The sequence below is a fragment of the Desulfoferula mesophila genome (assembly GCF_037076455.1).
Classification (GTDB): domain Bacteria; phylum Desulfobacterota; class Desulfarculia; order Desulfarculales; family Desulfarculaceae; genus Desulfoferula; species Desulfoferula mesophila.
In genome coordinates, this window is the sequence record NZ_AP028679.1 from 2908086 (window position 1) to 2932771 (window position 24686).

Annotated in this window: 23 protein-coding genes, 1 tRNA gene and 1 riboswitch; of the genes, 12 read left to right on the forward strand and 12 right to left on the reverse strand. The window is 65.0% G+C overall.

Annotated elements, in window-relative coordinates; all coding sequences use genetic code 11:
• Positions 1-11 precede the first annotated feature (11 nt).
• From AACH32_RS13215 to AACH32_RS13260, 10 genes are all read right to left on the reverse strand, one after another.
• Positions 12-671 (reverse strand): 3-oxoacid CoA-transferase subunit B, encoded by a 660-nt coding sequence (locus tag AACH32_RS13215; protein ID WP_338600263.1) that lies wholly within the window; start codon positions 669-671, stop codon positions 12-14.
• A complete protein-coding gene (locus tag AACH32_RS13220; RefSeq protein ID WP_338600266.1) occupies positions 652-1347 on the reverse strand; it encodes a CoA transferase subunit A in 696 nt (231 codons plus the stop codon). Before AACH32_RS13220 ends, AACH32_RS13215 begins: the two co-directional genes overlap by 20 nt.
• A gap of 29 nt (positions 1348-1376) precedes the next feature.
• Positions 1377-2579, reverse strand: a complete 1203-nt coding sequence (locus tag AACH32_RS13225) for an acetyl-CoA C-acetyltransferase (protein ID WP_338600269.1) — start codon at positions 2577-2579, stop codon at positions 1377-1379.
• 131 nt (positions 2580-2710) lie between these two features.
• Positions 2711-3922: an ABC transporter substrate-binding protein gene (locus AACH32_RS13230; protein WP_338600272.1), complete on the reverse strand. Its 1212-nt coding sequence runs from the start codon at positions 3920-3922 to the stop codon at positions 2711-2713.
• A 39-nt stretch (positions 3923-3961) separates the two neighbouring features.
• Entirely contained in the window at positions 3962-4669 is a 708-nt protein-coding gene (locus tag AACH32_RS13235) for an ABC transporter ATP-binding protein (protein ID WP_338600275.1), read from the reverse strand.
• Positions 4656-5414: an ABC transporter ATP-binding protein gene (locus tag AACH32_RS13240; RefSeq protein ID WP_338600277.1), complete on the reverse strand. Its 759-nt coding sequence runs from the start codon at positions 5412-5414 to the stop codon at positions 4656-4658. Before AACH32_RS13240 ends, AACH32_RS13235 begins: the two co-directional genes overlap by 14 nt.
• A 3-nt stretch (positions 5415-5417) precedes the next feature.
• On the reverse strand, positions 5418-6377 hold the full coding sequence (locus AACH32_RS13245) for a branched-chain amino acid ABC transporter permease (protein WP_338600280.1): 960 nt from the start codon (positions 6375-6377) through the stop codon (positions 5418-5420).
• A complete protein-coding gene (locus AACH32_RS13250; protein WP_338600283.1) occupies positions 6377-7237 on the reverse strand; it encodes a branched-chain amino acid ABC transporter permease in 861 nt (286 codons plus the stop codon). The genes AACH32_RS13245 and AACH32_RS13250 overlap by 1 nt, the downstream gene beginning before the upstream one ends.
• Before the next feature lie 439 nt (positions 7238-7676).
• Entirely contained in the window at positions 7677-9416 is a 1740-nt protein-coding gene (locus AACH32_RS13255; protein ID WP_338600285.1) for a sigma 54-interacting transcriptional regulator, read from the reverse strand.
• Positions 9417-9668: 252 nt separating this feature from the next.
• The gene (locus AACH32_RS13260; protein ID WP_338600288.1) at positions 9669-10964 is read right to left on the reverse strand and encodes an adenylosuccinate synthase; all 1296 of its coding nucleotides are present in this window, start codon (positions 10962-10964) and stop codon (positions 9669-9671) included.
• Positions 10965-11098: 134 nt separating this feature from the next.
• Between AACH32_RS13260 and AACH32_RS13265 the strand changes: the two genes are divergently transcribed.
• A tRNA-Gly gene (locus AACH32_RS13265) sits at positions 11099-11176 on the forward strand.
• 114 nt (positions 11177-11290) lie between these two features.
• Here AACH32_RS13265 and AACH32_RS13270 read toward each other — a convergent pair.
• Positions 11291-12399, reverse strand: a protein-coding gene (locus tag AACH32_RS13270; RefSeq protein WP_338598789.1) for an IS3 family transposase whose coding sequence is annotated in 2 segments (ribosomal slippage) — positions 11291-12147 and positions 12147-12399 — 1110 coding nt in all. Because the reading frame shifts where the segments join, the coding sequence is not laid out codon by codon here.
• 132 nt (positions 12400-12531) lie between these two features.
• Between AACH32_RS13270 and AACH32_RS13275 the strand changes: the two genes are divergently transcribed.
• Together AACH32_RS13275 and AACH32_RS13280 are read left to right on the forward strand one after the other, a co-directional pair.
• Entirely contained in the window at positions 12532-13224 is a 693-nt protein-coding gene (locus AACH32_RS13275) for a hypothetical protein (RefSeq protein ID WP_338600290.1), read from the forward strand.
• A 248-nt stretch (positions 13225-13472) separates the two neighbouring features.
• Entirely contained in the window at positions 13473-14480 is a 1008-nt protein-coding gene (locus tag AACH32_RS13280) for a choloylglycine hydrolase family protein (RefSeq protein WP_338606664.1), read from the forward strand.
• Positions 14481-14562: 82 nt separating this feature from the next.
• Here AACH32_RS13280 and AACH32_RS13285 read toward each other — a convergent pair whose 3' ends face one another.
• A complete protein-coding gene (locus AACH32_RS13285; protein WP_338600292.1) occupies positions 14563-15021 on the reverse strand; it encodes a CBS domain-containing protein in 459 nt (152 codons plus the stop codon).
• Between the two features lie 255 nt (positions 15022-15276).
• Between AACH32_RS13285 and AACH32_RS13290 the strand changes: the two genes are divergently transcribed.
• From AACH32_RS13290 to AACH32_RS13330, 9 genes are all read left to right on the forward strand, one after another.
• Complete coding sequence (locus AACH32_RS13290) at positions 15277-16848, forward strand: FAD-binding protein (RefSeq protein WP_338600294.1); 1572 nt, start codon at positions 15277-15279, stop codon at positions 16846-16848.
• A gap of 143 nt (positions 16849-16991) precedes the next feature.
• A riboswitch (cobalamin riboswitch) is annotated at positions 16992-17171 on the forward strand.
• A gap of 141 nt (positions 17172-17312) precedes the next feature.
• The gene (locus AACH32_RS13295; protein ID WP_338600296.1) at positions 17313-19352 is read left to right on the forward strand and encodes an adenosylcobinamide amidohydrolase; all 2040 of its coding nucleotides are present in this window, start codon (positions 17313-17315) and stop codon (positions 19350-19352) included.
• 1 nt (position 19353) lies between these two features.
• The gene (locus AACH32_RS13300) at positions 19354-20259 is read left to right on the forward strand and encodes an ABC transporter substrate-binding protein (RefSeq protein WP_338600299.1); all 906 of its coding nucleotides are present in this window, start codon (positions 19354-19356) and stop codon (positions 20257-20259) included.
• On the forward strand, positions 20256-21257 hold the full coding sequence (locus AACH32_RS13305) for a FecCD family ABC transporter permease (RefSeq protein ID WP_338600301.1): 1002 nt from the start codon (positions 20256-20258) through the stop codon (positions 21255-21257). Before AACH32_RS13300 ends, AACH32_RS13305 begins: the two co-directional genes overlap by 4 nt.
• A complete protein-coding gene (locus AACH32_RS13310; RefSeq protein ID WP_338600303.1) occupies positions 21251-22051 on the forward strand; it encodes an ABC transporter ATP-binding protein in 801 nt (266 codons plus the stop codon). The genes AACH32_RS13305 and AACH32_RS13310 overlap by 7 nt, the downstream gene beginning before the upstream one ends.
• A 202-nt stretch (positions 22052-22253) precedes the next feature.
• On the forward strand, positions 22254-22763 hold the full coding sequence (locus AACH32_RS13315) for a DUF192 domain-containing protein (RefSeq protein WP_338600305.1): 510 nt from the start codon (positions 22254-22256) through the stop codon (positions 22761-22763).
• Positions 22760-23113 carry a hypothetical protein gene (locus tag AACH32_RS13320; protein ID WP_338600307.1) on the forward strand — a complete coding sequence of 118 codons (354 nt, stop codon included), beginning with the start codon at positions 22760-22762 and terminating at the stop codon, positions 23111-23113. The genes AACH32_RS13315 and AACH32_RS13320 overlap by 4 nt, the downstream gene beginning before the upstream one ends.
• On the forward strand, positions 23110-24279 hold the full coding sequence (locus AACH32_RS13325) for a radical SAM/SPASM domain-containing protein (RefSeq protein ID WP_338600309.1): 1170 nt from the start codon (positions 23110-23112) through the stop codon (positions 24277-24279). Before AACH32_RS13320 ends, AACH32_RS13325 begins: the two co-directional genes overlap by 4 nt.
• The gene (locus AACH32_RS13330; protein ID WP_338600311.1) at positions 24276-24635 is read left to right on the forward strand and encodes a hypothetical protein; all 360 of its coding nucleotides are present in this window, start codon (positions 24276-24278) and stop codon (positions 24633-24635) included. The genes AACH32_RS13325 and AACH32_RS13330 overlap by 4 nt, the downstream gene beginning before the upstream one ends.
• The last annotated feature ends 51 nt before the right edge of the window (positions 24636-24686 follow it).

Genomic DNA, 24686 nt, shown 5'->3' on the forward strand with positions numbered 1-24686 from the left:
GAGCCTTGGCCCTAGAACCTGGCTGGCCCTTCGGGCGGCAGGAGAAGCTCGACGCCGGTGCGCTGGCGCACCTCCTCCAACTCCACCTCTTCGGCGATCTCCAGCAAAAGCAGGCCGCGCCGGGTGGGCTGCATCACCGCGATCTCGGTGATGATGAGGTCCACGCAGGCCTTGCCCGTGAGGGGCAACGAACACTCCTCCACGACCTTGGGATTGCCCGCCCGGTCGTTGTGGTTGGTTACCACTATCAGGCGCCGGGCCTTCTGGGCCACTTCCATGGCCCCGCCGATGCCCGGCGCGTACTTACCGGGGATGATCCAGTTGGCCAAATCGCCCTTGGCGCTCACCTCCAGGGCCCCCAGGAAGGCCACGTCCAGACGCCCTCCCCGGATCATGGCGAAGGACAGCGCGCTGTCGAAAAAGGAGGCGCCCGGCACCAGCTCCACATAGGCCCCGCCGGCGTCGATGAGGTTGCGGTCCTCCTGGCCCCGGGGGCAACGGCCGCCCATGCCCAAGACCCCGTTTTCCGCGTGCACGAAGAACTGTATCTCCGGCGGCAGGAACTTGGCGATCAGGGTGGGGATGCCGATGCCGAAGTTGACGACCTTGCCTTCGCTGATCTCCCGGGCCGCCCGGGTGGCGATTTTCTCTTTATATGATGTGGTGCTCAAGGATGCCATACTCCTCGCTGAGCTCTTCCAAGAGAACTACGTGGTCCACAAATGCGCCGGGCGTATGGACGTGCTCGGGCTCCAGGTCGCCTATCTCCACCAGCTCTTCCACCTCGGCGATGACCGTGGTGGCGGCGGTGGCCATGATGGGGTTGAAGTTCATGGCGCTCTTGGCATAGACCAGGTTGCCGAAACGGTCGGCCTTGGCCGCGTGCACCAGGGCCACGTCCGCCTTGATGGCCGACTCCACGATCAGCTCCCGCCCTTCGAACCACATGGTCTGCTTGGTGCTGGAGAGCAGTTCGGTGTCCATGCCGATGTCGGTGAGCAGGCCGAAGAGCCCAGCGCCGCCGGCCCTGATCTTTTCGGCCAAGATGCCCTGGGGATAGAACTCCACCTCCACCTCGCCCCGGTTCATCATGCCGATGACCGTCTTGTTGAGGCCCAGGTGGGTGGTGATTATCTTGCGCACCAAGCCGGCCTCGATCAGCTTGGAGATTCCCATGTGATCTTCGTTGGCCTCGTTCTTGACCACGGTCAACTCGTTGACACCGCCTTGCAGCAGGCCGTTGAGCAAGGTGAAGGGGGTGCCCGGCACGCCGAAGCCGCCCACCATCACCGTGTCGCCGGGCTTCACCCGGCCCAAGGCCGCATCAAGGCTGCAAACTTTGTTCATAACCTACGACTTCTCCCAGACGCGCGGGCCTAGCTCACACGCTCGATAAGGGTGGCCACACCCTGGCCACCGCCCACGCAAGCGTTGGCCACACCCCAACGCGCTTGTTTCTCCTCAAGTATGCGGGCCAGGGTGCCCACCAGACGCACGCCGGTAGCTCCCAAGGGATGGCCCAGGGCGGTGCCTCCGCCCTTTACGTTGACCCTGTCCGGGTCCAGGCCCAGCTGCTTGATGCAGTTGAGGGCCACGATGCAAAAAGCCTCGTTGATCTCCCAGTAGTCGACATCCTCCGCCCCAAGGCCGACCTTGTCCAGGGCCATGTTCGAAGCGGGCACCGGCCCCTCGCCCATCAGGGTGGGGTCCACGCCCACGAAACCCACCGAGCGCACGGCGGCCAAGGGCCTCACTCCCCTGGCATCCGCCGCCTGGCGGGACATGAGCACCATGGCCGAGGCCCCGGCGTTGAGCGGGCTGGAGTTGCCCGCGGTGATCACCCCGTCCTCGCTGAACACCGGCTTGAGCTTGCTCAAATCCTCCAGGGTGGTCTGGGGGCGCACCGCTTGGTCGCGGTCCACCATGAACTGGTTGCCCTCGGGATCCTTGGCGGGCAGGGGCAAAATCTCGCCCGCGAAAAACCCTTCCTGTTGGGCCTTGGCCGCCAGCTGATGGGAGCGCAGGGCCCAGCGGTCCAGGTCTTCACGGGTGAAGCCGCACTGGCGGTGCAGCTTTTCGGCGGTCAGCCCCATGAACATGGTAGTGTCCATGTCCCAGTGGGCCAGACCCTCTTCCTCGTAGAGCCGGGGGTTCACGCTGATGGTGCCGTTAGTGAAAAGCGTCGGCCCCATGGGCACCCGGGTCATGTGCTCCATGCCGCCCACCACCACCACGTCGGCGAAGCCGGTGGCTACCTCCATGAAGCCGATGTGCAGCCCGGCCATGGATGAGCCGCATTGCTGGTCCAAGAACTTGGCCGGGGTGCGCTCGGACATGTTGGCCAAAAAAAGCGGCAAGCGTCCGCCGTAGGTCCAGTTTTCGCTGACCCCAAAGGAGCAGCCCACCAAAAAGTCCTGAACCTCTTCCGGCTTGGCCTTGGCCTGCTCCAATACGGGCGGCAGCACCGCGGCCAACAAATCGTCGGCCCGGTAGCCACCCAGCCAGTCCCGGGAGGGATCCTTGGGACGGGCACGGGATTGGGCGGTGCGCAGATAACCGGCGATGACTACTTCTTGCATGATGCTTACTCCGTTGGCTAGGGCACGTTTCCGGAGGGGCCCGCCCATGGCCGGCGCGGCGGGCCCACCCGGAGTCGGGTCCTGGATGGCGGCGGCGGGGGCGAACCCCCGCCACCGTCTTGGGAGGGGACTTATTTCACGCTCCACCACGCGGGCAGGATTAACTTGGCAGTGGCGTACTTCGCGGGGTAGACCGGAAGACGCTGGCCCTTGCCCTGCCACTGGTGCCAGATCATCATGGGGCGGCCGTCGCTGCCGCAGATGGTGTTGTGGTTTTTCTTGAACTGGATGCGACCGCTGACGCCGACGTAGTCGGTCTTCTCGATGGCCGCCACCAGGGCGTCGGGCTTGGTGCTGCCCGCGGCCTTCACCGCGCCCGCCACCACGTACACCGCGTCATAGGTGAAGCCCGAGGCGTACTTGGGCTCCTTGCCGAACTCCTTGATGTAGTCGGCCCAGAAAGGCTTGGTCTTGGGGGTCAAGGGCACATCGTAGGCGCCGTACATGAACACGGTCTCGCTCTTGCACTTGCCGTTGGTCTTGTCCCAGAAGTCCTCGGAGCCGGCGCTGGTGTCGCAGCCGCCGATGGGCGGGCCCTGCATGTCGTGCCACTGGTTGATGTACACCGCGCCGTCGGCGATGGCGCTGATCTCAAGCAGGAACTGCACGTTGGCGTTCTTGACCCGGCTCAGGATGGGCGCGAAATCGGTCTCCTTGAAGGGGAAGCGGATGTAGTCGCTTACCTCGATGCCCTTGGTCTTGATCTGCTCCACGAACTGAGAGCCCATGAGCTTGGTCCACTTGGCGTCCTCGGCCATGACCGCGATCTTCTTGATTTTGAGTTTAGGCTTGAGGAAGCCGTCCACGAACTCCACCATGCCGTTGACCTGGTCGGTCTCGTTGAGCATGAGGCGGAAGAAATACTTATAGCGGTCGTAGTCCTTGGCCACCTTCTCGCCGAAGGTGTTGGAGGAGGAAGCGGTGGAGATGAAGGGCACCTTGTAGCGGGCCACGTGGTCCATGAGCGAGAGCACCACGCCCGAGGAGAAGGCGCCCATGACCGCCTTGACCTTGTCCACCATCACCAGCTTCTTGTAGCCGTTGATGGCCTTTTCCGGTTTGATCTCGGTGTCCTCGATGAACAGCTCCAACTTCTTGCCGTCGATGCCGCCGGCGTCGTTGATGCGCTTCACCGCCATCTTGGCCGCGTTTACCTCGCCCTCGCCCACCTGGTGGCTCAGGGGGGCCAACAGGCCGATGCGAATGGTGTCGGCCGCCGAGGCCGGACCCGCGGCCACAACCGCCAGGCCCAGAATCAGCATGACTGCCAGAAATTTTTTCATGAATCCTCTCCCTGCTATTTAGTTAAAAGTCCTCGGAGCCTAAAGCCCCAGATATGAACTCCTGATGCTTGGATCTTCGCTAAGCTCTTTGCTGGTGCCGCTTATGGTAATGTGACCCTCTTCCAGAACGTAGACCCGCCGGGCCAGCTCGAAGGCCATGTGGGCGTCCTGCTCCACCAGAAGGATGGTGGTGCCCTTGGCCATGATCTGGCGCACCGCGGTGGCGATGGCCTCCTTGACCAAGGGAGCCAGGCCGAAGGAGGGCTCGTCCAAAAGCAGGATGCGCGGGCTGGCCATCAGGGCCCGGCCCACGCACAGCATCTGCTGCTCGCCGCCGGACAGAGTGCCGGCCATCTGGCGCAGGCGCTCGCCCAGACGGGGGAACAAATCCAGCACGTACTCGTAGTTGGTGTCCCTCTCCGCCTTGTCCTTGGCCAAAAAGGCGCCCAGCTCCAGGTTTTCGCGGACCGAAAGCTGGGGGAACAAGTGGCGTCCCTCGGGGGCCTGTACGATGCCCAGGGCCACGGTCTGGCTGGAGGTGACCCCGGTCAGGTCGTGCCCCTGGAAGGTCATCTTGCCCTCCCAGTCCTTGAGGGCGCTGATGGAGCGCAGCAAGGTGGTCTTGCCCGCTCCGTTGGGGCCGATCACCGCCACGCACTCGTCGTTTTCGATGGCCAGGCTCACCCGGTCCAGGACTAGGGCGCTGCCGTAGCGCACCACCAGGTTTTGAATCTCAAGCAGAGGCATAGCTATCCTTGGTCCCCAGATAGGCCTCCACCACCGCGGGGTGGTTGACCACCTCCTGGGGGGTGCCGGCGGCCAGCTTCTGTCCAAAGTCGATGGCCACGATGCGATCGGCCACCTTCATCAGTTCCTTGAGCTTGTGCTCGATGATCAAAAGGGTTATGCCCTCCTGATTGAGCGTCTTTATCAGCTCCACGATGGCCTGGGTCTCTATGGAGGACAGGCCCGACAGGGGCTCGTCCAGAAGCAAGAGCTCCGGCTGCACCATCAGGGCCCGGGCGATGTCCAACAGGCGCAGGTCGCCGTGGCCCAGGGCCGAGGCGGGCTGCTCCAGATCCTTGGGCAGGCCCACCTGCTCGGCCACTTCCAGGATGCGGTGGCGGGCCGCCTCTTCGTCCAGGCCCTGGCTCAGGAAACGCGGGCCGTAACAGGCCACCCGGATGTTGTCGAACAGGGAAAGCTCGGGAAAGGGCTTGACCAACTGGAAGGTGCGGGCCAGTCCCTGGTTGACGATCTGATGAGGCTTCTTGCCCAAGAGGCTTTCGCCCCGGAAGCTAACCCGGCCGGCGGTGGCCGGCAAAAAGCCGGTGATCAGGTTGAACACCGTGGTCTTGCCCGCCCCGTTGGGGCCGATCAAACCCAGGATCTGGCCCCGGTCCAGGGAGAAGCTCAACTTCTCCACCGCGGCCAGGCCTCCAAAGTGCTTGGTGAGTTCGTCCACCACCAAATAATCGCGCGCTTGTGCCATGGCCTAACCTCGCTTGCCGCCCAGCTTGAAGGCCCGGGCTATGGGCTGCCCCCAGCTGATGATGCCCTTGGGGGCGAAGAAGATGATCACCACCACCATCACGGTGTAGATGAGCAGGCGATACTCCTCCATGTCCCGGGACAGCTCATTGAACAGCACCAGGATCAGGGCCCCCAGGAAGGGCCCGGTGATGGTGCCCATGCCGCCCACCATGGCCATGATGAGGATGGTGGTGGAGAGCACCTGCTCCATGCTGGTGGGCCCCACGTGGGTCAGCGAGTAGGCGTAGACGCTGCCCCCGATGCCGCACAGGGCGCCGCTGATGGAATAAGCGCGGATCTTGACCCAGGCGGTGTTGATGCCGCTGGCCAGCACCGAGTCCTCGTTCTGGCTGATGGCCTTGAGCACCAGGCCCCAGCGCCCCCGGGTGAACCAGATGAGGAAGAGAAAGATCAGCGACATGACGATCAGCACGAAGTAGTAGTCGCCGACCAGGGAGTCGGTGAGCGGGTGGATGCCCGGGATACCCTCCTCGCCGCCGGTGTACTCGCTGAACATGATGGAGGACTCGTAGGCCACCGCCGCGAAGGCCATGGTGATGATGGCGAAATAGGGCCCCTGCATGCGCAGGGTGAGGTAGCCGATGAACATACCCAAAACACCGCAAAGGACGGCGCACATGGGCAGCACCAACAAGGGCGGCAGGCCCAGGTGCAGGTCCACGAAGGCGGTGAGATAGCCGGCCAGGCCGATGAACAGGGCGTGCCCGAAATTCATCAGATGGGAATAGCCGGCGAACACGTCCCAGCTGGTGGCGAAGATGATGTAGAAGTAGGCCGTGGTGAAAACCGAGAGCAGGTAGAAGTTGTCGGAGAACAGGGGCACCAGATAGAACCCGAACAGAATCAGGCCGTAGAAAACGGCGGTGCGCTTTTGGGCCGGAGTTTTCAGATAGGACAGCATCAGTGCAACCTCCTGCCCAGGATGCCCGAGGGTCTGAACACCAGGAACACGGTGAGCAGCACCAGGGAAACCACCTCGGTAAGCTTGGGCGAGACCACGAAGCCGGTGAAGGTTTCCAGCCAGCCCAGGAAAAAGGCGGCCAGGATGCTGCCGGTGAGGCTGCCGATGCCGCCCACCACCACCACCACGAAGGCCTTCATCAGGGGCATGTTCCACATCTCCGGGGTCATGGACATGATCGGCGAGATGAGGGCCCCGGCCACCGCGGCCAAGAAGGCCGAGGCGAACATGGAGAGGTTGAACACCTTCTCGGTCTCGATGCCCACCAGGCGCGCCCCGTCCTCGTCCATGGACACGGCCAGGGCGGCCACGCCGTAGCGGGTGCGGGTGAGCGTCAGCCACAGGCCCAGCAGCACCACCGCGGTGATGCCCACGATGAGCAGTTGGTGCCAGCTCACAACCACCCCATTGAGGTCCACGCTGCCTTCCACCAGGTTGGGGATGTTCATGCCCTGGGAGCCGTAGGTGAGCAGGATGACCTCCTGGGAGGCGAAGGCGATGGCCACGGTGAGGACCAGCACGTAGGTGTGCGAGGAGCGCATGGGCTTGAGGAACACCCGGTCCAGGAGCATGCCCAGGGCCCCCACCAGCACCGCGGCCAAAAGGATGGCCGGCGGCAGGGGGATGCCCAGGCTGTAGAACAGGGTGTAGGTGAAGTAAGCGCCCAGCATGTAGAAAGTGCCGTGGGCCAGGTTGAGGATGCCGGCCACCGCGAAGATCAGGGTGAAGCCGGTGGCGATGAGGGCGTAGACGCAGCCCTTGATGGTGCCGAATATGATGATCTCTTGCAGGAGTTCCACGTCGCTTTCCTTACTGCCGCCTGCCGAAACAACGGCCAGAACCGCCAAGACATCGTCTGGTGGAAGGTTTGTGGAACTCCCCCGCCCCAGGGGCACCATTCCGGCGCGTTGCCGGTCGCTGTTGCATGGTCTTTGCTGTCAAGGCCTTCTCCCGTGTAAGTTGCCTCGCCGGACACCCGATAATTAGTATCGCTAATACATAATGACTACATATTAGTGATTAGCATGAATGAGCGCTCAAGCGAATCTGGGTGGCTGTTACAAGCAAGAGATGGGCCATTTTGGGCAATATGCTGTAATCACAGGCAAAATCGGATACCACAGTCTAGCGTATCGATGCACTAATGCATCAGTACGCCAGTTAAAATACTTATATTTTATATTTTTGGCTTAATTCAGTGGAGTTACGGATATTGATGCGCATTAGCATCGCGATGCCTTATTGCATCGATTTAATGCCGTAGCGTTTGGCCTTGCGGGCCAGGGTGGACTGATTCACCCCCAAGCGGCTGGCCGCCTTGCGCTGGCTGCCGAAGTTATCGAGGGCCTGGGCGATGAGCCGCCGCTCCACCTCGGCCACGGCCGAGGACAGGCACCAGCCCTCCTCACCTTGGGGGCGGCTTTCAGGCGGGGCCTGCACCGGAGCGGGCAGGTCCGGCACGTCGATGCGCTCGCCCGGGGTGAGCACCACCAGGCGCTCCAGGATGTTGGACAACTCGCGCACGTTGCCGGGAAAATGGTAGTTGCAAAGGCAGTCCACCGCCGCCGGGGTGAGCACCTTGTTGGTGCGGCACTTGCGGTTGAACTCGCCCAGGAAAAAGCGGATCAACGAGGGGATGTCCTCCACCCTTTGGCGGAGGGGGGGAATGGTGATGGGCACCACGTTGAGCCTAAAGAACAGGTCTCCCCGGAAGGTGCCCTGCTCCACCATGGCCTCCAAATCGCGGTGGGTGGCGGCCACCACCTGGGTCTCGATGCGCCGGGCCTGGGTGCCGCCCACCCGCACCAGCTCGCCCTCCTCCAAAAAGCGCAGCACCTTTACCTGCACGTTCAGGGGCAGTTCGCCCACCTCGTCCAAAAGCAGGGTGCCGCCCTCGGCCAACTCGAACAGGCCCGGCTTACCCTTGGAGCGGGCCCCGGTGAAGGCTCCTTGCTCATGACCGAACAGCTCGCTCTCGATCAGGGCTTCGGGTATGGCCCCGCAGTCCACCCGGATGAAATCGCCATCCTTGGTGCGCGAGGCCTTATGGATCACGCGGGCGAACATGCCCTTGCCCACCCCGGACTCGCCCCGGATTAGCACCGTGGAATCCACCTCGGCCACCTTCACCGCGGTGGAAAGCACCCGCTGCATGGCCTCGGAGCGGATCACCACCTGACGCAGGAAATCCCGCTCGTGGTACAGGGACTCGATCTGGGAGCGGTAGGCCGAGTTGAGGGCCTTGGTCTCCTCCAGCTCGCGCTGCAGGCGGTTTAGCTCGGTGATGTCGCGCTCGTTGACCACCACCATGCTCAACCTGCCGTCCGGCTCCATCACCGGGTTGCCCGTGACCAGGATTTCCTTGCCGTGGGGAAGCCGCTGGGTCATGGTTACCGGCTCGCGGCGCTTGAGCACCTCGAGGCTTACCGAACGATCCACCACGCCGGAGGCCACCACCTCCTGCATGGACTTGCCCACCACCTCCTCGGCCTTGATGCGGTTGATGCGCTGGGAGGCCTGGTTCACCCGGATCACCTTGCCTTCGGCGTCGCAGATCCACAGGCCGTCGAAGGAGGACTCGATGATGGCGTTGGGCAGGCGCACCAGCCGTTTGTAGCAATCCAGTTCGGTGACCAGCTTTTCATAGTCGCTGATGTCTTGCAGGGTGCAGACCACCCCCACCACCTGGTCCTCTTGCATGATGGGGCGGCGGTTGGCCACGATGGTGTTGCCCGAAATTTCCAGCTTGTGGCCGATCTGGGGCTCGCCGGTTTGCAGCACCCGGCGCAGCTCAGGCCAGTTGTCCGGCAGCACCTCGGCCGCCGCGCGCCCCAACATCGTGTCGGGCTCCCGGCCCAGAAGCTCCCCGGCCGCCTGGTTGTAGACCTCTATCACCCCCTGGGCGTCCAGAACCACCAACCCGGTGGCCGCGGCGTCCAAGACCCGCTCCAAGCGCATTTCAGGGGATTTATCAGGCATCCTTAAGGCTCCGGCTCCCGCTTGCCGCCTCGGGGGACATCCCCGGAGTGTTTAGGCAAGGCGGCCATTTCCGCTTACCATACAACAACCTGCCGCCATGTCCAGGCATCTCTGGTAAAGGCTGGAGCGAACTTCGCGCGCCGATGGCGACCCGCAACGGCGCGCCTCGACGGCTCATGGCCCAAAAAAGCCGGGACGGAAGAGGTGTCTCCCGTCCCGGCTGTATTATGCCTTGGCTACTGGTGAGAGCGTCTAGGCCCAGGGGTCCATCAGGGCGATGGTCTCCTCGCGGCCCGGGCCCACCGAGACGATGGCCAGGGGCGCGCCCACGAACTCGGACAGGCGCTCCAAATAGGCGCGGCAGTTGGTGGGCAGTTCATCCCAGGCGCGGCAGCCGGTGATGTCCTCGCTCCAGCCGGGAAGCTCCTCGTACACCGGGGTGCAGCCGCCCAGTTGCTTCAAGGAGGCCGGCACCCGCTGGATCTCCTGGCCCTCGGCGGTACGATAGCCCACGCAGAACTTGATGGTGTCCAGACCGGTGAGCACGTCCAGCTTGGTAACGCACAGGCCGGTAATTCCCGACAGGCGCACCGAATGGCGCACCACCACTCCGTCGAGCCAGCCGCAGCGGCGGGGGCGGCCGGTGGTGGCGCCGTACTCGTCGCCCGTTTTCTGGAGCCATTGGCCGGTATCGTCGGTGAGCTCGGTGAGGAAAGGACCGCCGCCCACCCGGGTGGTGTAGGCCTTGACCACGCCCCACACCTGGTTCAGGCGGGTGACTCCCACCCCGGCCCCGGTGCAGGCCGAACCGGCCACCGGGTTGGAGGAGGTCACATAGGGGTAGGTGCCGTGGTCGATGTCCAGGTGGGTGCCCTGGGCCCCTTCCATGAGCACGTTGCCGCCGGAGGTCAGCACGTCGTTTAGCTCCACGGCCACGTCGCCGATGAACGGCGCCAAGCGCCGTCCGAACTCCAGGTATTGCGCGATGATGGGCTCGGCGGGCAGGCCGGCGCTGTTCAGGTAGCCGGTGAGCACGTAGTTCTTGGCCGCGCAGTTCTCCTCCACCTTGGCCGCCAGGGTGTCCGTCTCCAGGAGGTCGATCATGCGCACCCCCACCCGGGAAACCTTGTCCTCGTAGCAGGGGCCGATGCCCCGGCCGGTGGTGCCGATGGCCTCTTTGCCCTTGGCCTTTTCCCGGGCCATGTCCAGGGCCTGGTGATAGGGCATGATGACTTGGGCCCGCTCGCTGATGCGCAGCTTTTGCGGGCCCACCTTGACGCCGCGGGCTTCCAGGCGCTCCATCTCGCTGAGCAGCACCTCCGGGTCCACCACCACGCCGTTGCCTATGTAGCAGGTCTTGTCCTCGTGCAGGACCCCGGAGGGGATCAGGTGAAAGATGAACTTGTCGCCATCCACCACCAGGGTATGGCCGGCGTTGTTGCCGCCCTGGAACCGCGCTACGGCCTGGGCGCCCTCCGCCAACAAGTCCACAAGCTTGCCCTTGCCTTCATCACCCCATTGGGTGCCTATAACCACCAGACAGGCCACTTTAAGCCTCCGGAAAGATTTTAGATAATTGGTGTCAAGCCATCGAGTAACGTACTAGAGGCGAGGCTGGCTGTCAACGAGACAAAGCCCAAATTGCCGCCCGGCTATTCCCATGCTATAATCGCCGACCTAACGCGGGAGTAGCTCAGCCCGGCTAGAGCGTCAGCCTTCCAAGCTGAGGGTCGCGGGTTCGAATCCCGTCTCCCGCTCCAAACAATACCAAGGGGTTAGCCAATCTGGCTAACCCCTATTTTTTTGCCGAATGACCAAAAAGTGACTTTAGGGCTCAAATTCAGCTCTCTCCAGCAAGTGTAAACCTCCCCCGATTAGTGCCAGTCAACAGTAGAAACTTCGGGTGAATTTATAGCGAGGTATTCGGCTGGTGTCAGGTTGCCGAGGGACTCATGAGGGCGTTCCTCGTTGTACTCCTTGAGCCAGCGATCCGTGATTTCCCGCACCTCGCTTAGACGGGAAAATATGTAAAGGTCCAGCACCTCTTCCCGATAGGTCCGGTTGAAGCGTTCAATGTATGAATTCTGGGTGGGCTTGCCGGGCTGAGTGAAACCCAAATCGATACTATGCTCCTCGGCCCATTGGGCCATAGCTACACTGACCAGCTCCGGGCCGTTGTCCAGCCTCAGCCTGGACGGGTAGCCCCGCCAGGCAGCGATACGCTCCAGCACTCGGATTATCCTTTGGGCGGGGAGATTGACGTCCACCTCTATGGCCAGGGCCTCTCGATTGAAATCATCCACCACATTAAAGGTCCTGAATCGCTGGCCGCCATACAGGGCATCGCTCATGAAGTCCACCGACCAGCAGATATTGGCCAGATCCGGCACTGCAAGCGGCTGGGGATCACGAGTAGGCAGGCGCTTCTTACCCTTCCTGCGAAGGTTTAGCTTCAGGGCGCAGTACACTCGGTACACCCGCTTGTGATTCCAGCCATGTCCATCCCGCCGAATTACTTGAAACAGTTTGGCAAAGCCGTATCTGGGATATTTGTCTGCCAGCGAAGTCAGCGCCTCGATGATCGGACCATCGTCGCGGGGCTTGGGTCGGTAGGCATAAACCGACCGGCTCAGCCTCAGGGCGCGGCAGGCCCGGCGAATGCTCAGACCGTGCTCTTTGCACATGAACTTAGCCAGATCGCGCCGACCCGCTGGCCTTATATTTTTCTTTCGATGACGTCCTTCAGAGCCCGATTCTCAAGGCTCAAGTCGGCGTACATCTGCTTTAGACGCCTGTTTTCTTCTTCAAGCTCCTTGAGCCGGACGATGTCCGAGGCCTCCATGCCCCCGTACTTGGACTTCCATTTGTAGTAGGTGGCGCTGCTGACACCGTATTCCCGGCAGACCTCCTTGGCGGTCCTGCCCCCTTCCACCTCTTTCAGAATTTTGACGATCTGAGTTTCGCTGAATCTGGTCCTGCGCATCGTGAAGAGTCCTCCTTGCAGACCTCAGTCTGCCAGAAGTCTCTACCTCAAACTGGCCCTATTTTAAGGGAGGGTTACACCCCGACTGCGGAGATGATAAGGTGAGGCGTCCCCTGGCCAGGAGTTGTGGACTTGCTTTCCAAACTATCCAAGATGACGCCCCTCAAACAAACGCTCATTCGTCTTCTGGCCCGGCCCAGCGCGGTGGTCGCCGCCCTGCTCCCCAGCCGCCGCTCCATCCGCGTAATGCGCCGGCTCAACCGCATCATCTTGTCCGCGCCCCAGCTTCTGGCCATAGCCCAAAAGATCGAGGAGCAAGCGCCTTGCCGGGTGCTGATCTTCGGCGTGGGCCATGACAGCTTGTTTTGGCACCGGCTCAACCGCAACGGCCGCACGGTGTTCCTGGAAGACGACGAGGGCTGGCTGAGGAAAGTAACGGCCAAGGTGAAAAACCTGCAGGCCTACGCGGTGGGCTACGACACCGAGCAAAAAGATTGGCAACGATATCTGGGCAATCCCGCCCTGCTGGTCATGGACCTGCCCTTGCCGGTCACGGAGCGGCCATGGGATCTGATCTTGGTGGACGGGCCGGCGGGATGGTGCGACAACGCCCCCGGCCGCATGAAAAGCATCTACCTGGCCCACCAGCTGGTTAAACCGGGCGGCGACGTGTTCGTCCACGACTGCGAGCGTGAAGTGGAGGAGGCGTTCTGCGAGCGGTTCCTGGGCCGGGAAAACCTGATAAGGGAAATAGCCGCGCCGCAAGGCTTGCTGCGCCACTACCGCATACTCTCCCCCGGCCCCAAACGTCCCCCAACAAATTAGTAAGCTTTGCCTTCCTCCTGGCCGTCGATTCAGCCCAAAGTTCCTCGCCCGCCCCAATGCGGGCTTGTGTCCCATGTCTGGAAGGGATAAATTTTAAACGCCCGCCCTATGTTCCTGCCCGAGCGGCCCATGAAAAACCCGGTATCCGAAAGGCACCACCATGAAACTAAAACCAGTCGCCTGGTTACTTTTGCTCTTGGGAACGGCGGTCCTGCTGCCCGCCGCATCCTAATTCCTGCACCGATTTCATCCTCAAAGCGGCTGACGGCACCGTGGTGGACGGCCGTTCCCTGGAGTGGGCGATACCCACCAAGTCTCGGATCATCGTGCACCCGCGCGGCCACAAATACGTCAGCCAGGCTCCGGGCGGAAAATCCGGACTGGCCTGGACCGGCAAATACGCCTTCGTCAACGTGAACATGTACGACGTGGACGTGGTGGTGGACGGCATGAACGAAAAGGGCCTGTCCGTGGGAGCCCTGTTCCTGCCCACCTCCCAGTTCCCCCAGCTTAAACCGGAGGAGGCCTCCCGCTCCTTGTTCGTGTTGCAATTCGGCCACTGGCTCTTGAGCAACTTCAGCACCGTGGCCGAGGTGAAAAAGGCCTTGCCCTCGGTGATAGTCTGGAGCGAGTTCCTTCCCAGCATGGGCATGCAGTTCACCGCCCACACCGCCGTGCACGACGCCCAGGGCAACAGCATCGTCATCGAGTTCCTGAACCATCAGTGCCAGGTGCACGACAACCCCACCGGGGTGATGACCAACGCCCCGGACTTCGGCTGGCAGCTGTCCAACCTGAGCAACTACCTGAATCTGTCGCCCTACAACGCGGCGCCTGTCGATTATTGGGGCCTGAAGGTGAGCCCCACCGGCCAAGGCAGCGGCATGCTGGGCCTGCCCGGCGACGTCACCCCGCCCTCGCGCTTTGTCCGGGCGGTGCTGATGACCCAGTTCTCCCTGAAGCCCGCCGACGCCTCCCAGGCGGTGAACCTGGCCAACCACATCCTCATGTCCCTGGACATCCCCAAGGGCTTAAGCCGGGAAAAGTCGGAAAAACAGACCCTGTACGACCGCACCATGTGGGTGGTGATCAAGGACCTGAAGCGCCGGGTGTATTACTACCGCTCCTATGACAACCAGGTGCTCAGGGCGGTGCATCTGGGCAAGCTAGACCTGAAGCCGGGAGCCAAGGTCGTGTCCATGCCCCTGGAGACCCCGCCCGCCGCCATCGCCGACACCAGCGATATGCTGCGCTGACCCTCGACATGATTCGGCCCCGGCCCGGCCTCCCCCGGGGAGCGCCGGCCGGGGCCGTTTGCGTCCGTTGGCAAACGCCGGTCTAGTCGCCTTGGCCTACCAGGGTGCGCAGAATATCTTCCTTACCCACCACGCCCACCAGTTTGCCCTCGTCCAGAACCGGCAGGGTGTGAAAGCCCTTTTCCACCATCAGGGAGGCTATCTCCTCGATGGGGGTATCCGGTCCCACGGTGACCGGATCGGGGGTCATGGCCTGCTCCACGCTGGTGGCCGCTATCTTTTGCACCTCGCGCTCGATCTTTTTGAGCGAGGTCAGGGGAATGAAGGAATCCAGCAGGGTGAAATAGGAAGGCACCGGCAGGGCCTCCTGTTGGGAGATCAGGTCGCTCTGGCACAGGATGCCTTTCAGGCGGCCGGCCTTGTCCACCACGGGCAGGGCGTTGAAGCCCTTTTGCAAAAGCAGCTTGGCCGCCTTGGTCACCTCGGTATCCGGGGTGAGAGTGAGCACCTCGCGAGTCATGATGTCTTTGGCCTTGATCATTTCACCTAGTCCCTTGCATGAGTGAACTCCCAGAATACCTAAATATAATTTTAACCCTTTTGCCGCAGCGGGGGAGCAGGATATTCGCCGGGGGGAGCGTCCCGCCCGCTTTGCTCCCTGCTCGGCGGGCCGGAGACGAAAGGCGTCTTGTCCCGGCCAAATGAATTGGGTAGTTTATAGGCCTGTCGTTCGCAAGGTGTCCCACAGCCTTGAAGGCCGAGGCGAGAGCCCACCCCGAGACACTGGAGGCCTGACATGCCGCGCACCCAAGTTGCGATAATCGGAGCCGGGCTGGCCGGAATCCTGGCCGCCGTGGCGGCCTCCCGGGCTGGAGCCCGGGTTTTGCTCATAGACCGGGGCGGCATGGGCCTGGGCAGCAACTCGGCCATGAGCAACGGCAACTTCGGCGGCCCCACCGCGCAATACGCCTTGGACAACTACGTGGAGGACACCCTGCGCGCGGGGAGGGGCCTGTGCCGCGCCTCCTGGGTGCGGCGGGTGGGGCAAGAGCTTCCCGCCTCCTTCGCCTTCATGGGGGAGCTGGGGGTGGAGCTCAGCGACCATGGCGACTCCTACCTTTCCCCCACCCACAAGCAGGACGGATTTCGGGGGGCCTGGTTCATGGCCACCCTGGCCGCGCGCCTGCGGGACGAAAAAAACCTGGAGCGCCTGGCAAAGTTCCAGGTGCGGCGCATCCTGACCCGAGACGGCCGGGCGGTGGGCCTGGAGGGCCGCGACGCCCAGGGGCGCCTGGTGCGGGTGGCGGCCTCGGCGGTGGTGCTGGCCGCCGGAGGCGCCGGGGCGGTGTACGCGGTCAACGACAACATGAAGGCCATCATGGGTCAAGGCTACGCCCTGGCCGCCCAAGCCGGGTTGCCCCTGTGGGACATGGAGTTCGTGCAGTTCTACCCCTTGGTGCTGGTGGAGCCGGGCCTGCCCCGGGTGATGCTCTATCCCCGCTATCCCCAGGGCACCCGCCTGATCAACGCGGCCGGCCAAGACCTCCTGGCCCGCTCGGGCATTGTCGACGTGAACCAGGGCATCATGGAGTTGCGCGACCGCCTGTCCGCGGCCATGGCCCGGGAAGCGGCGTCCGGGCCGGTGCGGGTTGATTTCACCGGCGTGGCCGAGGAGCACTGGTCGCGTTATCCCCTGGCCATGCTGGGCAAGATGCGCTTTGATTTCCGCCGCAAACCGGTGGCGGTGATGCCCGGAGCCCACTTTTGCATGGGCGGGGTAAAGGCCAAGCCGGACGGCGCCACGGCCCTGCCCGGCCTGTTCGCCTGCGGGGAGATGCTCTGGGGCATGCACGGGGCCAACCGCCGGGGAGGCAACGCCCTGACCGAGTGCGTGGTCTCCGGCCGCCTCACCGGCCTGGGCGCGGCGGCCTATGCCCTGACCCAGGATGCGCCTCCCGCCGTGCCGGAGGCCCCGGCCGACGACGGCGCCCCGGAAGCCGAGAAGGGCATGACCGAATTGCGCGCCTTGCGCCAAAAGCTGCGGGACATCGCCTGGCAACGGGCGGGCATAGAACGCCGGGAAGAGGACCTGGCCCTGGGCCACAGCGAGCTGACCGCCTGGCACCAGGAGCTTGCCGCCACGCCGGTGGGCGGGGCGCGGCCGGATTGGCTGCGCTGGGACCTGGAATGCGGCGGGCGCTTCCTGAGCGCGGTACTTACCGCCAGCCGGGCCCGCCGGGAAACCCGCGGGGCGCTGCTTCGCTCCGACCATCCCCAGACCGACGACGCCGCCTGGTTGGTCAACAGCCGCCTGGAGGCCGGGGCTGACGGAGGCTGGTCCCTGAGCCATCACGCGGTGGAGGCCTGAGCCGGGCCAGGCCCAGGATAAGCAACACAGCGCGTCCAGCAACCGGCTCTCCAGGCCGCCGAAGCCGTTGCGGTGCTTGCCTCGCCGCCCCAGCGGCGCGGCAAGGCGCGCTTATTGACAGCCCCCCTCGCCCGTGTAAGAATTTCGCCATCATAGGAGCGGGTGGCCATAAGGGCCCCAAAGGGAAGACGGTGCGAATCCGTCGCGGTCCCGCCGCTGTAACCGGTTACGAAAGCCGCGATGCCACTGACCCAAGGTTGGGAAGGCGCGGCCGGTAGGCTTGAGCCGGAAGCCAGAAAACCTGCCCGCTCCCCGGCGCCCCCCAACGCTGCGAAAGACGGTGAGGCGCCAACGACCGTTCGCACGGTCGTGCTTGGGGGTATGGAAGCAAGGGAGCATCCCCGAGTCCGTTGGGCTTGGGTTTTTTTGTTCCTTGTTTCGGCCCCCCGGGGAAAGAGGAGACTATGTCCCGCCGCTGGTTTGCGTTGTGCCTTTTGGCCGCGCTTTTGCTTTGGAGCCCGGCCCACCCGGCCTGGGCCTCGGCCGATTTCATCGACTTCGCCGGACAACCTCACCATCTGGACGCCCCGCCCCAGCGGGTGGTGTCCCTGGTGCCCGAGGTCAGCGACGCCCTGTATGCCCTGGGGGTGGGCGGCACGCTCAAGGGCCACACCATGTACACCCGCACTCCGGCCGGGGAGCCGCCGGCCGCCCTGGTGGGCGGCTTCTTCGCGCCCAGCGAAGAGGCCATCCTCAGCCTCAAGCCCCAGGTGGTGTTCACCAGCCGGGTGCAGGCCGGGCTGGAGAAGAAGTTGGCCGCCCGGGGAATCATGGTGGTGCGTTTGCACGCCCGCGACCTGAAGGACCTCTACGCCCGCCAGGAAATTTTGGGGCTGATATACGAACGCCCCGCCCAGGCCCGCCGACTCAACGATCAGCTACGAGCGGATTTCGACCTGGTGGCCCGCAAGGTGGCCCTGGTGCCCCAGGGCGAGCGGCGGCGGGTGATGCGCCTGATGGCCGTGGACCCCCAGGGCGGCTTTGTCTACGCCCCTGGCGACGACTCCTTTCAGAACGAGCTTATCCGCGCCGCCGGGGGCATCCCTCCCCAGTTGGGGGCCAAAGGGGGCTCGGTGAAGATGAGCCTGGACCAGTGGCGGGCCTTTGATCCCCAGGTGGTCTATGCCTGCGGCGACGCCAAGGCGGCCCGCAAGTTCCTGGAGCGTGAGGGCTGGAACCAGGTGGAGGCGGTCAAGAAGCACCGGGTGATCGCCCTGCCCTGCGACCTCACCTGCCGTCTGTCGTTGGACTCGGGGCTTTTCGCGCAATCTCTGGCCGCCAGGGTCTACGGCGATTTTTTCGCCCAAAAGAAGTACCAGCTTTATCCCTCGGAGGTGCTGAGCCGCCAGCCGCTGGAGATCGACCTGGCCTACGTGCGCCGGGCGCAGGTGGATCAGGTACGCATCCAGGACTTCGCCCATCGCACCCTGCTCATCGCTTTCAAAGCGCCCATGACGGTGCTGAGTACCTTGGAGGGCCAGCTGGACGGCGTGACCCTGATCGGTAATCACTACATGCCGCCGCCCGCCTGGGGGCTGGGCCACGGCGGAGGCCTGGAGGAGCTGCGCCTGCGGGTGGTCCAGGCCCTGCAAATCGATGCCCGCACCTCCAGCCTGCTGTTCACCGGGGCGGACATGAACCACCTCTCCGTGCAGCGCCGGGAGGGCCAGGGCCTGGCGGTCTACGCCCTGGTCACCGCCGGGGCCATGCACAACGCCCTGCGCATCGCCCAAGAGGGCGGGGCCTACGTGGAGCCGGGCACCATCAACATCCTGGTGCTCACCAACCGCAGCCTCACCCCCCGGGCCATGGCTCGGGCGATGATCACCATTACCGAGGCCAAGACCGCCGCGCTGCAAGACCTGGACCTGCGCAGCAGCGAGCAGCCTTTGGCCTACCAGGCCACGGGCACCGGCACCGACAACATCATCGTGGCCCAGGGCGCGGGCCCGCGGGCCGAGCTTACCGGCGGGCACAGCCGCTTGGGGGCCCTGATGGCCCAGGCGGTGTATGCCGGGGTGCTGGAGGCCCTAGCCAAGCAGAACCGTCTGCACCAGAAGCGCCCCGTCCTGTTGCGCCTAAAGGAGCGGGGAGTGAGCCTCTACGCCCTGGCCGGGGGCCGGGCGGCGGCCTGCCCTTCCGTGTCCCTGGGGCGCTTGGAGGCGGCCCTGCTGGAGCCGGACAACGCCGCCCTGGTGGAGACCGCCCTGGCCCTCAGCGACGCCCAGGCCCGGAGCCAGCTCAGCGGCCTGGGGCCTTTCCGCCAGATGTGCGACGCGCGGGCCCGGAGCATCGCCGGCCAGCACCCCCTGGCCCCGGCTCCCGATTTGCGCGGCCAGGGGCTGCCCGAGCCGCTGGCCCTGGCCCTGGGGGCCGTCATGCGCGGCCTGGCCTCCCAGCCCCAACCGATGATCCCGGTGTCCGGGGGGGAGTGCGGCTCCTGATATGAACTACGCCCGCCCCATAGGACTGTTGCTGGTCTTGGTCCTGACCTTGGCGGCCTCCTCCGCCTGGGCCCGCCTGGTCACCGACGAGATGGGCCGCCAGGTTAAGGTGCCAGCGCAGCCCCAGCGGATCATCGGCCTGACCCCTTCGCTCACCGAGGTGGTCTTCGCCCTGGGCCTGGGCGAGAGGGCGGTGGGGGCCACCACCTGGGCCGACTATCCCCCGGCGGCGCGCAAGCTGACCAGGGTGGGGCCCTACGTGTCGCCCAACCTGGAGCGCATCTTGGCCCTGAAGCCAGACCTGGTGCTGATCAACAAGGACGGCAACCCGCCCTGGCTGGTGGATCGCCTGGGCGAGCTGGGGGTGCCGGTGTACGTCACGGTGCCCACGGTCCCCCAAGACCTGCCCGCCGGCCTGGAGCGCCTGGGCGACCTGTTGGGCGCGCCCCAGGCGGGTCGGCGCCTGGCCGACAAGCTGCGCCGGGAAATGGAACAGGTTGCCGCGAGGCTGCGCGGGGTCAAGCCCCGTCCCACCCTGATGGTCATAGGCAGCCACCCCCTGGTATCGGTGGGGCCGGAGACCATGAACGGCCACTTGCTGACCATGGCCGGGGCCAAGAACATCGCCGCCGGGATCAACCAGCGCTGGCCGCGCCTGAACCTGGAGTACATCACTGAGGCCAAGCCCCAGGTGATCATCCTCTCCACCATGGAGCGGGGCCAGAACCTGGAGCGCGACCTGACCTATTGGCGCACCCTGCCCGGCGTGGGCGACCGTCCCGGGGTGCGGGTGGAATGGATATCCTCGGACCTCATCGACCGGCCCGGACCCAGGATGGGCCAGGGGCTGGAGGAACTGGCCCGGCTGGTGCATCCCGAACGCTTCACCCCGGAGGCCAAGCCATGAGGGCCACGCCCAGCCGGCTTTTGGCGGTTTGCCTGGGCCTGGGGCTCCTGCTGGTGCTGTCTTTGCTGGTCGGTCTGTGGCTGGGCACGGTGAGCATCGGCCCGCGGCAGTTCTGGCAATGGCTGAGCGGCGAACTGCAAGGCCCCTCGGCGATAATCCTGGGGCAGCTGCGCCTGCCCCGTCTGCTGCTGGCCGCCCTGGTGGGGGCCTGCCTGGGTCTGTGCGGGGCGGTGTTCCAGGCCATTTTGCGCAATCCCCTGGCCGAGCCCTTCATCCTGGGGGTTTCCGGCGGGGCGGCCTGCGGAGCGGTGGCTTCGGTGCTGGTGGGGCTCACCGGCCTGTGGGGGCAGTCCGCCCTGGCCTTTGGCGGAGCCCTGGGCACCGTGGGCCTGGTCCTGGCCATCGCACGCCGCCGGGGCTCCATGGAGACCAGCACCCTGATCCTCACCGGGGTGATGATCAACGCCTTTTTCACCGCCCTGATCATGTTCGTGATCTCCACCACCACCGACCAGAAGCTGCACGCCATTCTGTTTTGGCTCTACGGCGATCTGGCCGCGGCCAACCTGACCAAGGTGGGCCTGTTGTTGCCGGTGACCCTGGTGGGCGCCGGGGTGATTTTCGCCTACGCCCGCCACCTCAACCTGCTCACCGCCGGATCGATAGCCGCCGCTTCCATGGGGGTGGCCGTGGAGCGGGTGAAGATGATCATGTTCCTGGTGGTGAGCCTGCTGGTGGGGGTCACGGTCAGCCTGTCCGGGCTCATCGGCTTCGTGGGGCTCATGGTGCCCCACCTGGTGCGCATGACCCTGGGCCACGATCACCGTCTGCTGTTGCCCGCCTCGGCCCTGTTCGGAGCCTGCTTCCTCATGCTGGCCGACACCGTGGCCCGCATCATCATCAGCCCCTCGGCCCTGCCGGTGGGGGTGGTCACCGCCTTTTTGGGCGCGCCGTTTTTCGTGTTGCTCATGGCCAAACGAGGGAGCCGCTGGTGGTAGAGCACGGTCAGATAGCCTTGCGCGGCCAGGGCCTGAGCTTCGGCTACGGCAACGCCCAGGTGATCCGCGAGGTGGACCTGAGCCTGAAGCGGGGCGAACTCCTGGGCATAATCGGGCCCAACGGCAGCGGCAAATCCACCCTGCTGGGCCTGCTCTGCGGCCTTTTGCCCCCCAGCTCGGGCGGGGTGGAGCTGTTGGGCCGCAAAATCGGCTCCTACACCAGGGTGGAGGTGGCCCGCCTTCTGGGCCTGGTGCCCCAAGACGCCGAACTGGCTCCGGGCTTCACCGTGCGCCAGACGGTGCTCACCGGCCGCTTCGCCCTGCAAGGGGGGCGGATGTTTGAGAACCACGAAGACCTGGCCGCCGCCCAAAAGGCCCTCGACGACACCGGCATGAGCGGTCTGGCCCAGCGCCAGACCGGTGAGCTGTCCGGCGGCGAGCGCCAGCGTCTGGCCCTGGCCAGGGCCCTGGTCGCCGAGCCCCGGGTGCTGCTTTTGGACGAACCCACCAGCGCCCTGGACCTCAAGCATCAGTTGGGCATGATGAGCCTCTTGGAACTCGCCTGCGCCCGCGACCGCCTGGCCGTGTGCCTGGTGAGCCACGATCTCAATCTGGCGGCCCTGTTTTGCCACCGCCTGCTTTTGATCAGCCAAGGGCAGTCCCTGGCCTGGGGCCCGCCCCAGGAGGTGCTCACCCCCGATCTGCTGGCCCAGGCCTATGGGGTGGAGGTGTTGGTGGACCGCGAACCCAGCCGGGGCAGGCCCCGAGTGACCCTCAGCGCACCCCGGCCTTGACAAAGCCCTCCGAAGCTCCAATAATTTATCTAATAACTCGTCCCATGAAGGGACCAACTGGAGGACAGATCATGAAGATCCAAAAAGTAGTGCGCACGCAGCGCGGGCTCTGCAAGTGCAAGAGCTCCTGCTAGCTTAAGCTAGCTATAAAGGGGAGGCACCACGAGGGCCTCCCCTTTTTCTTTGCCTATAGGAGCCGTTTTTGACCATCGCGAGACTAACGCGCAAGATCGTCCTGGTCGTTTTGGGGCTGGTCCTGCTCACCCTAGCCGTGGCCTGGGATTCGCCGCCCGCGGGGGGCATGCCTATGGTCAGGGTCTCCTTCGGCCAACACCAGGTGTTGGCCGAAGCGCCGGTGAGCCCGGCCCAGCGTCTCAAGGGATTGGGCGGCCGCCAGAACCTGGCGCCGGGCCAGGGCATGCTGTTCATCTTTGCCGGCCGGGCCCTGGGCATGTGCATGCGCGACATGAAATTCCCCCTGGATTTCGTCTGGCTGGACCAAGGCAAAGTGTGCCAGATCGACCCCAACGTGCCCGCCGGGGGCGAACGGGTCACGGTGCGAGCCAAGGTTCCGGCCCAGATGGTGTTGGAGGTGCCCTCCGGCTGGGCCCAGGAGCATGGGGTGTACGTGGGCCAGGAGGTGAGGGTCGACCTCGTAAGCGGGCAGTTGCCCGAATCCCTGGCCAAAGTCATAGGAAACAACCGGACATGACCTCCCTTGAAAGCCAGGCCGACCTGCTGCGGCGCACCGCCTGCGCCGGGCTGTGCCGCTATTACAAGCCCCACAAGCGCGAAGATCCTGGCTGCGGCGGAGTGGAACTGCTCAAGCGCCGCCCGGACCTGGCCCCCCTTTTGGAGGCCCTGCCCTCGCCCCCGGACGACGGCCTGTTCGCCCTGGCCGAGGACGATCCCCGCCTGCTGGCGGTGTGCGGGGCCTGCGAATTTCGCATCGACGGCTGCGATTTCCGCGATCCGGCGGTGGCTCGCGACCAGTGCTCGCCTTGCGGCGGCCTGCGGGCCGTGGCCTGGCTGCTGGACGAGAACCCGGAGCTGAAGCTGTGAGCCCCCCCAACCCGGCGCATTACCTGCGCCTGGCCCCCCACGTGTGCCTGCGCCAGTTGGAAGAGCCTTATCTCTACGATCGCCGGGCCGACGAACTCTACGAACTGAACCAGGAGGGCCTGGAGGCCTTGCAAAAATGCCGGGGCCACCTGACCATGGAGCAGGCGGGCCTGGAGCCCGAGTTCGCCCAGGTGTGCCTGGAGGAGGGGCTGCTGGAGCTTAATCCCGACCCCTGGCCCATGCCCCTGGCCCTGGGGCCCGGCCCCTCGCCTTCCCTGCGCTATCTGGAGCTGCAGGTTACCTGGCGCTGCAACCTGGCCTGCGCCCACTGCTATTTGGGCGCGGCCCAAAAGGTGGACCTGCCGGTGGAGCGGGTGGCCGCCATTTTGCGCGAGTTCGAGGCCATGGGCGGGCTCAGGGTGATGCTCTCGGGCGGCGAACCCCTGATGCACCCCCGGTGGGACGAGATCAACGCCCTGCTGGCCGCCCTGCCGCTGAGGCGGGTGCTCTTGTCCAACGGCCTGCTCCTGCCCCAGGCCCTGGAAAAGCTCAACTGCGACGAGGTGCAGGTCAGCCTGGACGGGTTGCAAGCGGGCCATGAGCGCCTACGGGGCAAAGGCAACTTTGCTCAGGCCGTGGCCGCGGCCCGGGCGGTGCGGGAGTCGGGGCGCGACTTGTCCATCGCCACCATGGTGCACGCCTACAACCTGGAGGAGATGGCCGGCCTGGAGGAGTTGGTGCGCGAGCTGGGGGCCGGCGAATGGGGCATCGACGCCCCCTGCCTCGTCGGACGCCTGGGGGAGCACCCCGAGCTGGCCGTTACCCCGGCCCAGGCGGTGGAGGCCATGTCCCGCGCCTATGGCGGGGCCTTTCACGGCGGAGGCGGCGGCATGGCCTGCGGCCTGCACCTGGCCACCGTGGCCGCCGACGGCAAGGTGGCCCAGTGCGGCTTCTACCTGGACCAGCCCCTGGGCAGGGCCGAGGAAGGGCTGTGGACCTGCTGGGCCCGGCGCCGGGCGCTGGCCATCAAGGATTTATCCGGCTGCCGGGACTGCGCGGTGGCCGACGACTGTGGCGGCGGCTGCCGCTTCCGGGCCCTGGACCCCCGAGGGCCGGACCTGGTGATGTGCGCCGCGTACGGCATGGAGCCAAAGGAGGAGGCATGAAAGAAGTATACGACCTGGAAGGACGGGTGCGCCGGGAAGGCGGCGAAACCATCCTGGGGCTTAAGGATCTTGACACCCACGCCTGCTACCTGATTTACGGGGTGCTGGACCCCGGCGGACCGGCCCGCATACTCAAGCCGGGCGACGGCCACGAGGAGATCATCCTGGCCACGGGCGGCACCATACGCCTCAAGGGCGGCGGCAACGAGGTGTTGCTGCGCCCCGGCCAGGCGGTGTACCTCAAGGGCGTGGAGACCTGGGAGGCCTATTGCGAGGGCGAGTACGAGGCCCGCTACGTGGCCGCCGGGGGGCATACGCCCGGCCGGGAGCACGGGCATGGAGAGCATTCGCATTAGCGGGGTAGGCGGCTGCGCCAGACAGCGGCATACGGCGTTGCCGGCATAGCT

Excerpts from the sequence above, each read along its gene's own strand:
- AACH32_RS13220 (WP_338600266.1), bottom strand. The coding sequence starts at position 1,347 with ATGAACAAAGTTTGCAGCCTTGATGCGGCCTTGGGCCGGGTGAAGCCC.
- AACH32_RS13225 (WP_338600269.1), bottom strand. The coding sequence starts at position 2,579 with ATGCAAGAAGTAGTCATCGCCGGTTATCTGCGCACCGCCCAATCCCGT.
- AACH32_RS13230 (WP_338600272.1), bottom strand. The coding sequence starts at position 3,922 with ATGAAAAAATTTCTGGCAGTCATGCTGATTCTGGGCCTGGCGGTTGTG.
- AACH32_RS13235 (WP_338600275.1), bottom strand. The coding sequence starts at position 4,669 with ATGCCTCTGCTTGAGATTCAAAACCTGGTGGTGCGCTACGGCAGCGCC.
- AACH32_RS13240 (WP_338600277.1), bottom strand. The coding sequence starts at position 5,414 with ATGGCACAAGCGCGCGATTATTTGGTGGTGGACGAACTCACCAAGCAC.
- AACH32_RS13245 (WP_338600280.1), bottom strand. The coding sequence starts at position 6,377 with ATGCTGTCCTATCTGAAAACTCCGGCCCAAAAGCGCACCGCCGTTTTC.
- AACH32_RS13255 (WP_338600285.1), bottom strand. The coding sequence starts at position 9,416 with ATGCCTGATAAATCCCCTGAAATGCGCTTGGAGCGGGTCTTGGACGCC.
- AACH32_RS13285 (WP_338600292.1), bottom strand. The coding sequence starts at position 15,021 with ATGATCAAGGCCAAAGACATCATGACTCGCGAGGTGCTCACTCTCACC.
- AACH32_RS13290 (WP_338600294.1), top strand. The coding sequence starts at position 15,277 with ATGCCGCGCACCCAAGTTGCGATAATCGGAGCCGGGCTGGCCGGAATC.
- AACH32_RS13295 (WP_338600296.1), top strand. The coding sequence starts at position 17,313 with ATGTCCCGCCGCTGGTTTGCGTTGTGCCTTTTGGCCGCGCTTTTGCTT.
- AACH32_RS13300 (WP_338600299.1), top strand. The coding sequence starts at position 19,354 with ATGAACTACGCCCGCCCCATAGGACTGTTGCTGGTCTTGGTCCTGACC.
- AACH32_RS13305 (WP_338600301.1), top strand. The coding sequence starts at position 20,256 with ATGAGGGCCACGCCCAGCCGGCTTTTGGCGGTTTGCCTGGGCCTGGGG.
- AACH32_RS13320 (WP_338600307.1), top strand. The coding sequence starts at position 22,760 with ATGACCTCCCTTGAAAGCCAGGCCGACCTGCTGCGGCGCACCGCCTGC.
- AACH32_RS13330 (WP_338600311.1), top strand. The coding sequence starts at position 24,276 with ATGAAAGAAGTATACGACCTGGAAGGACGGGTGCGCCGGGAAGGCGGC.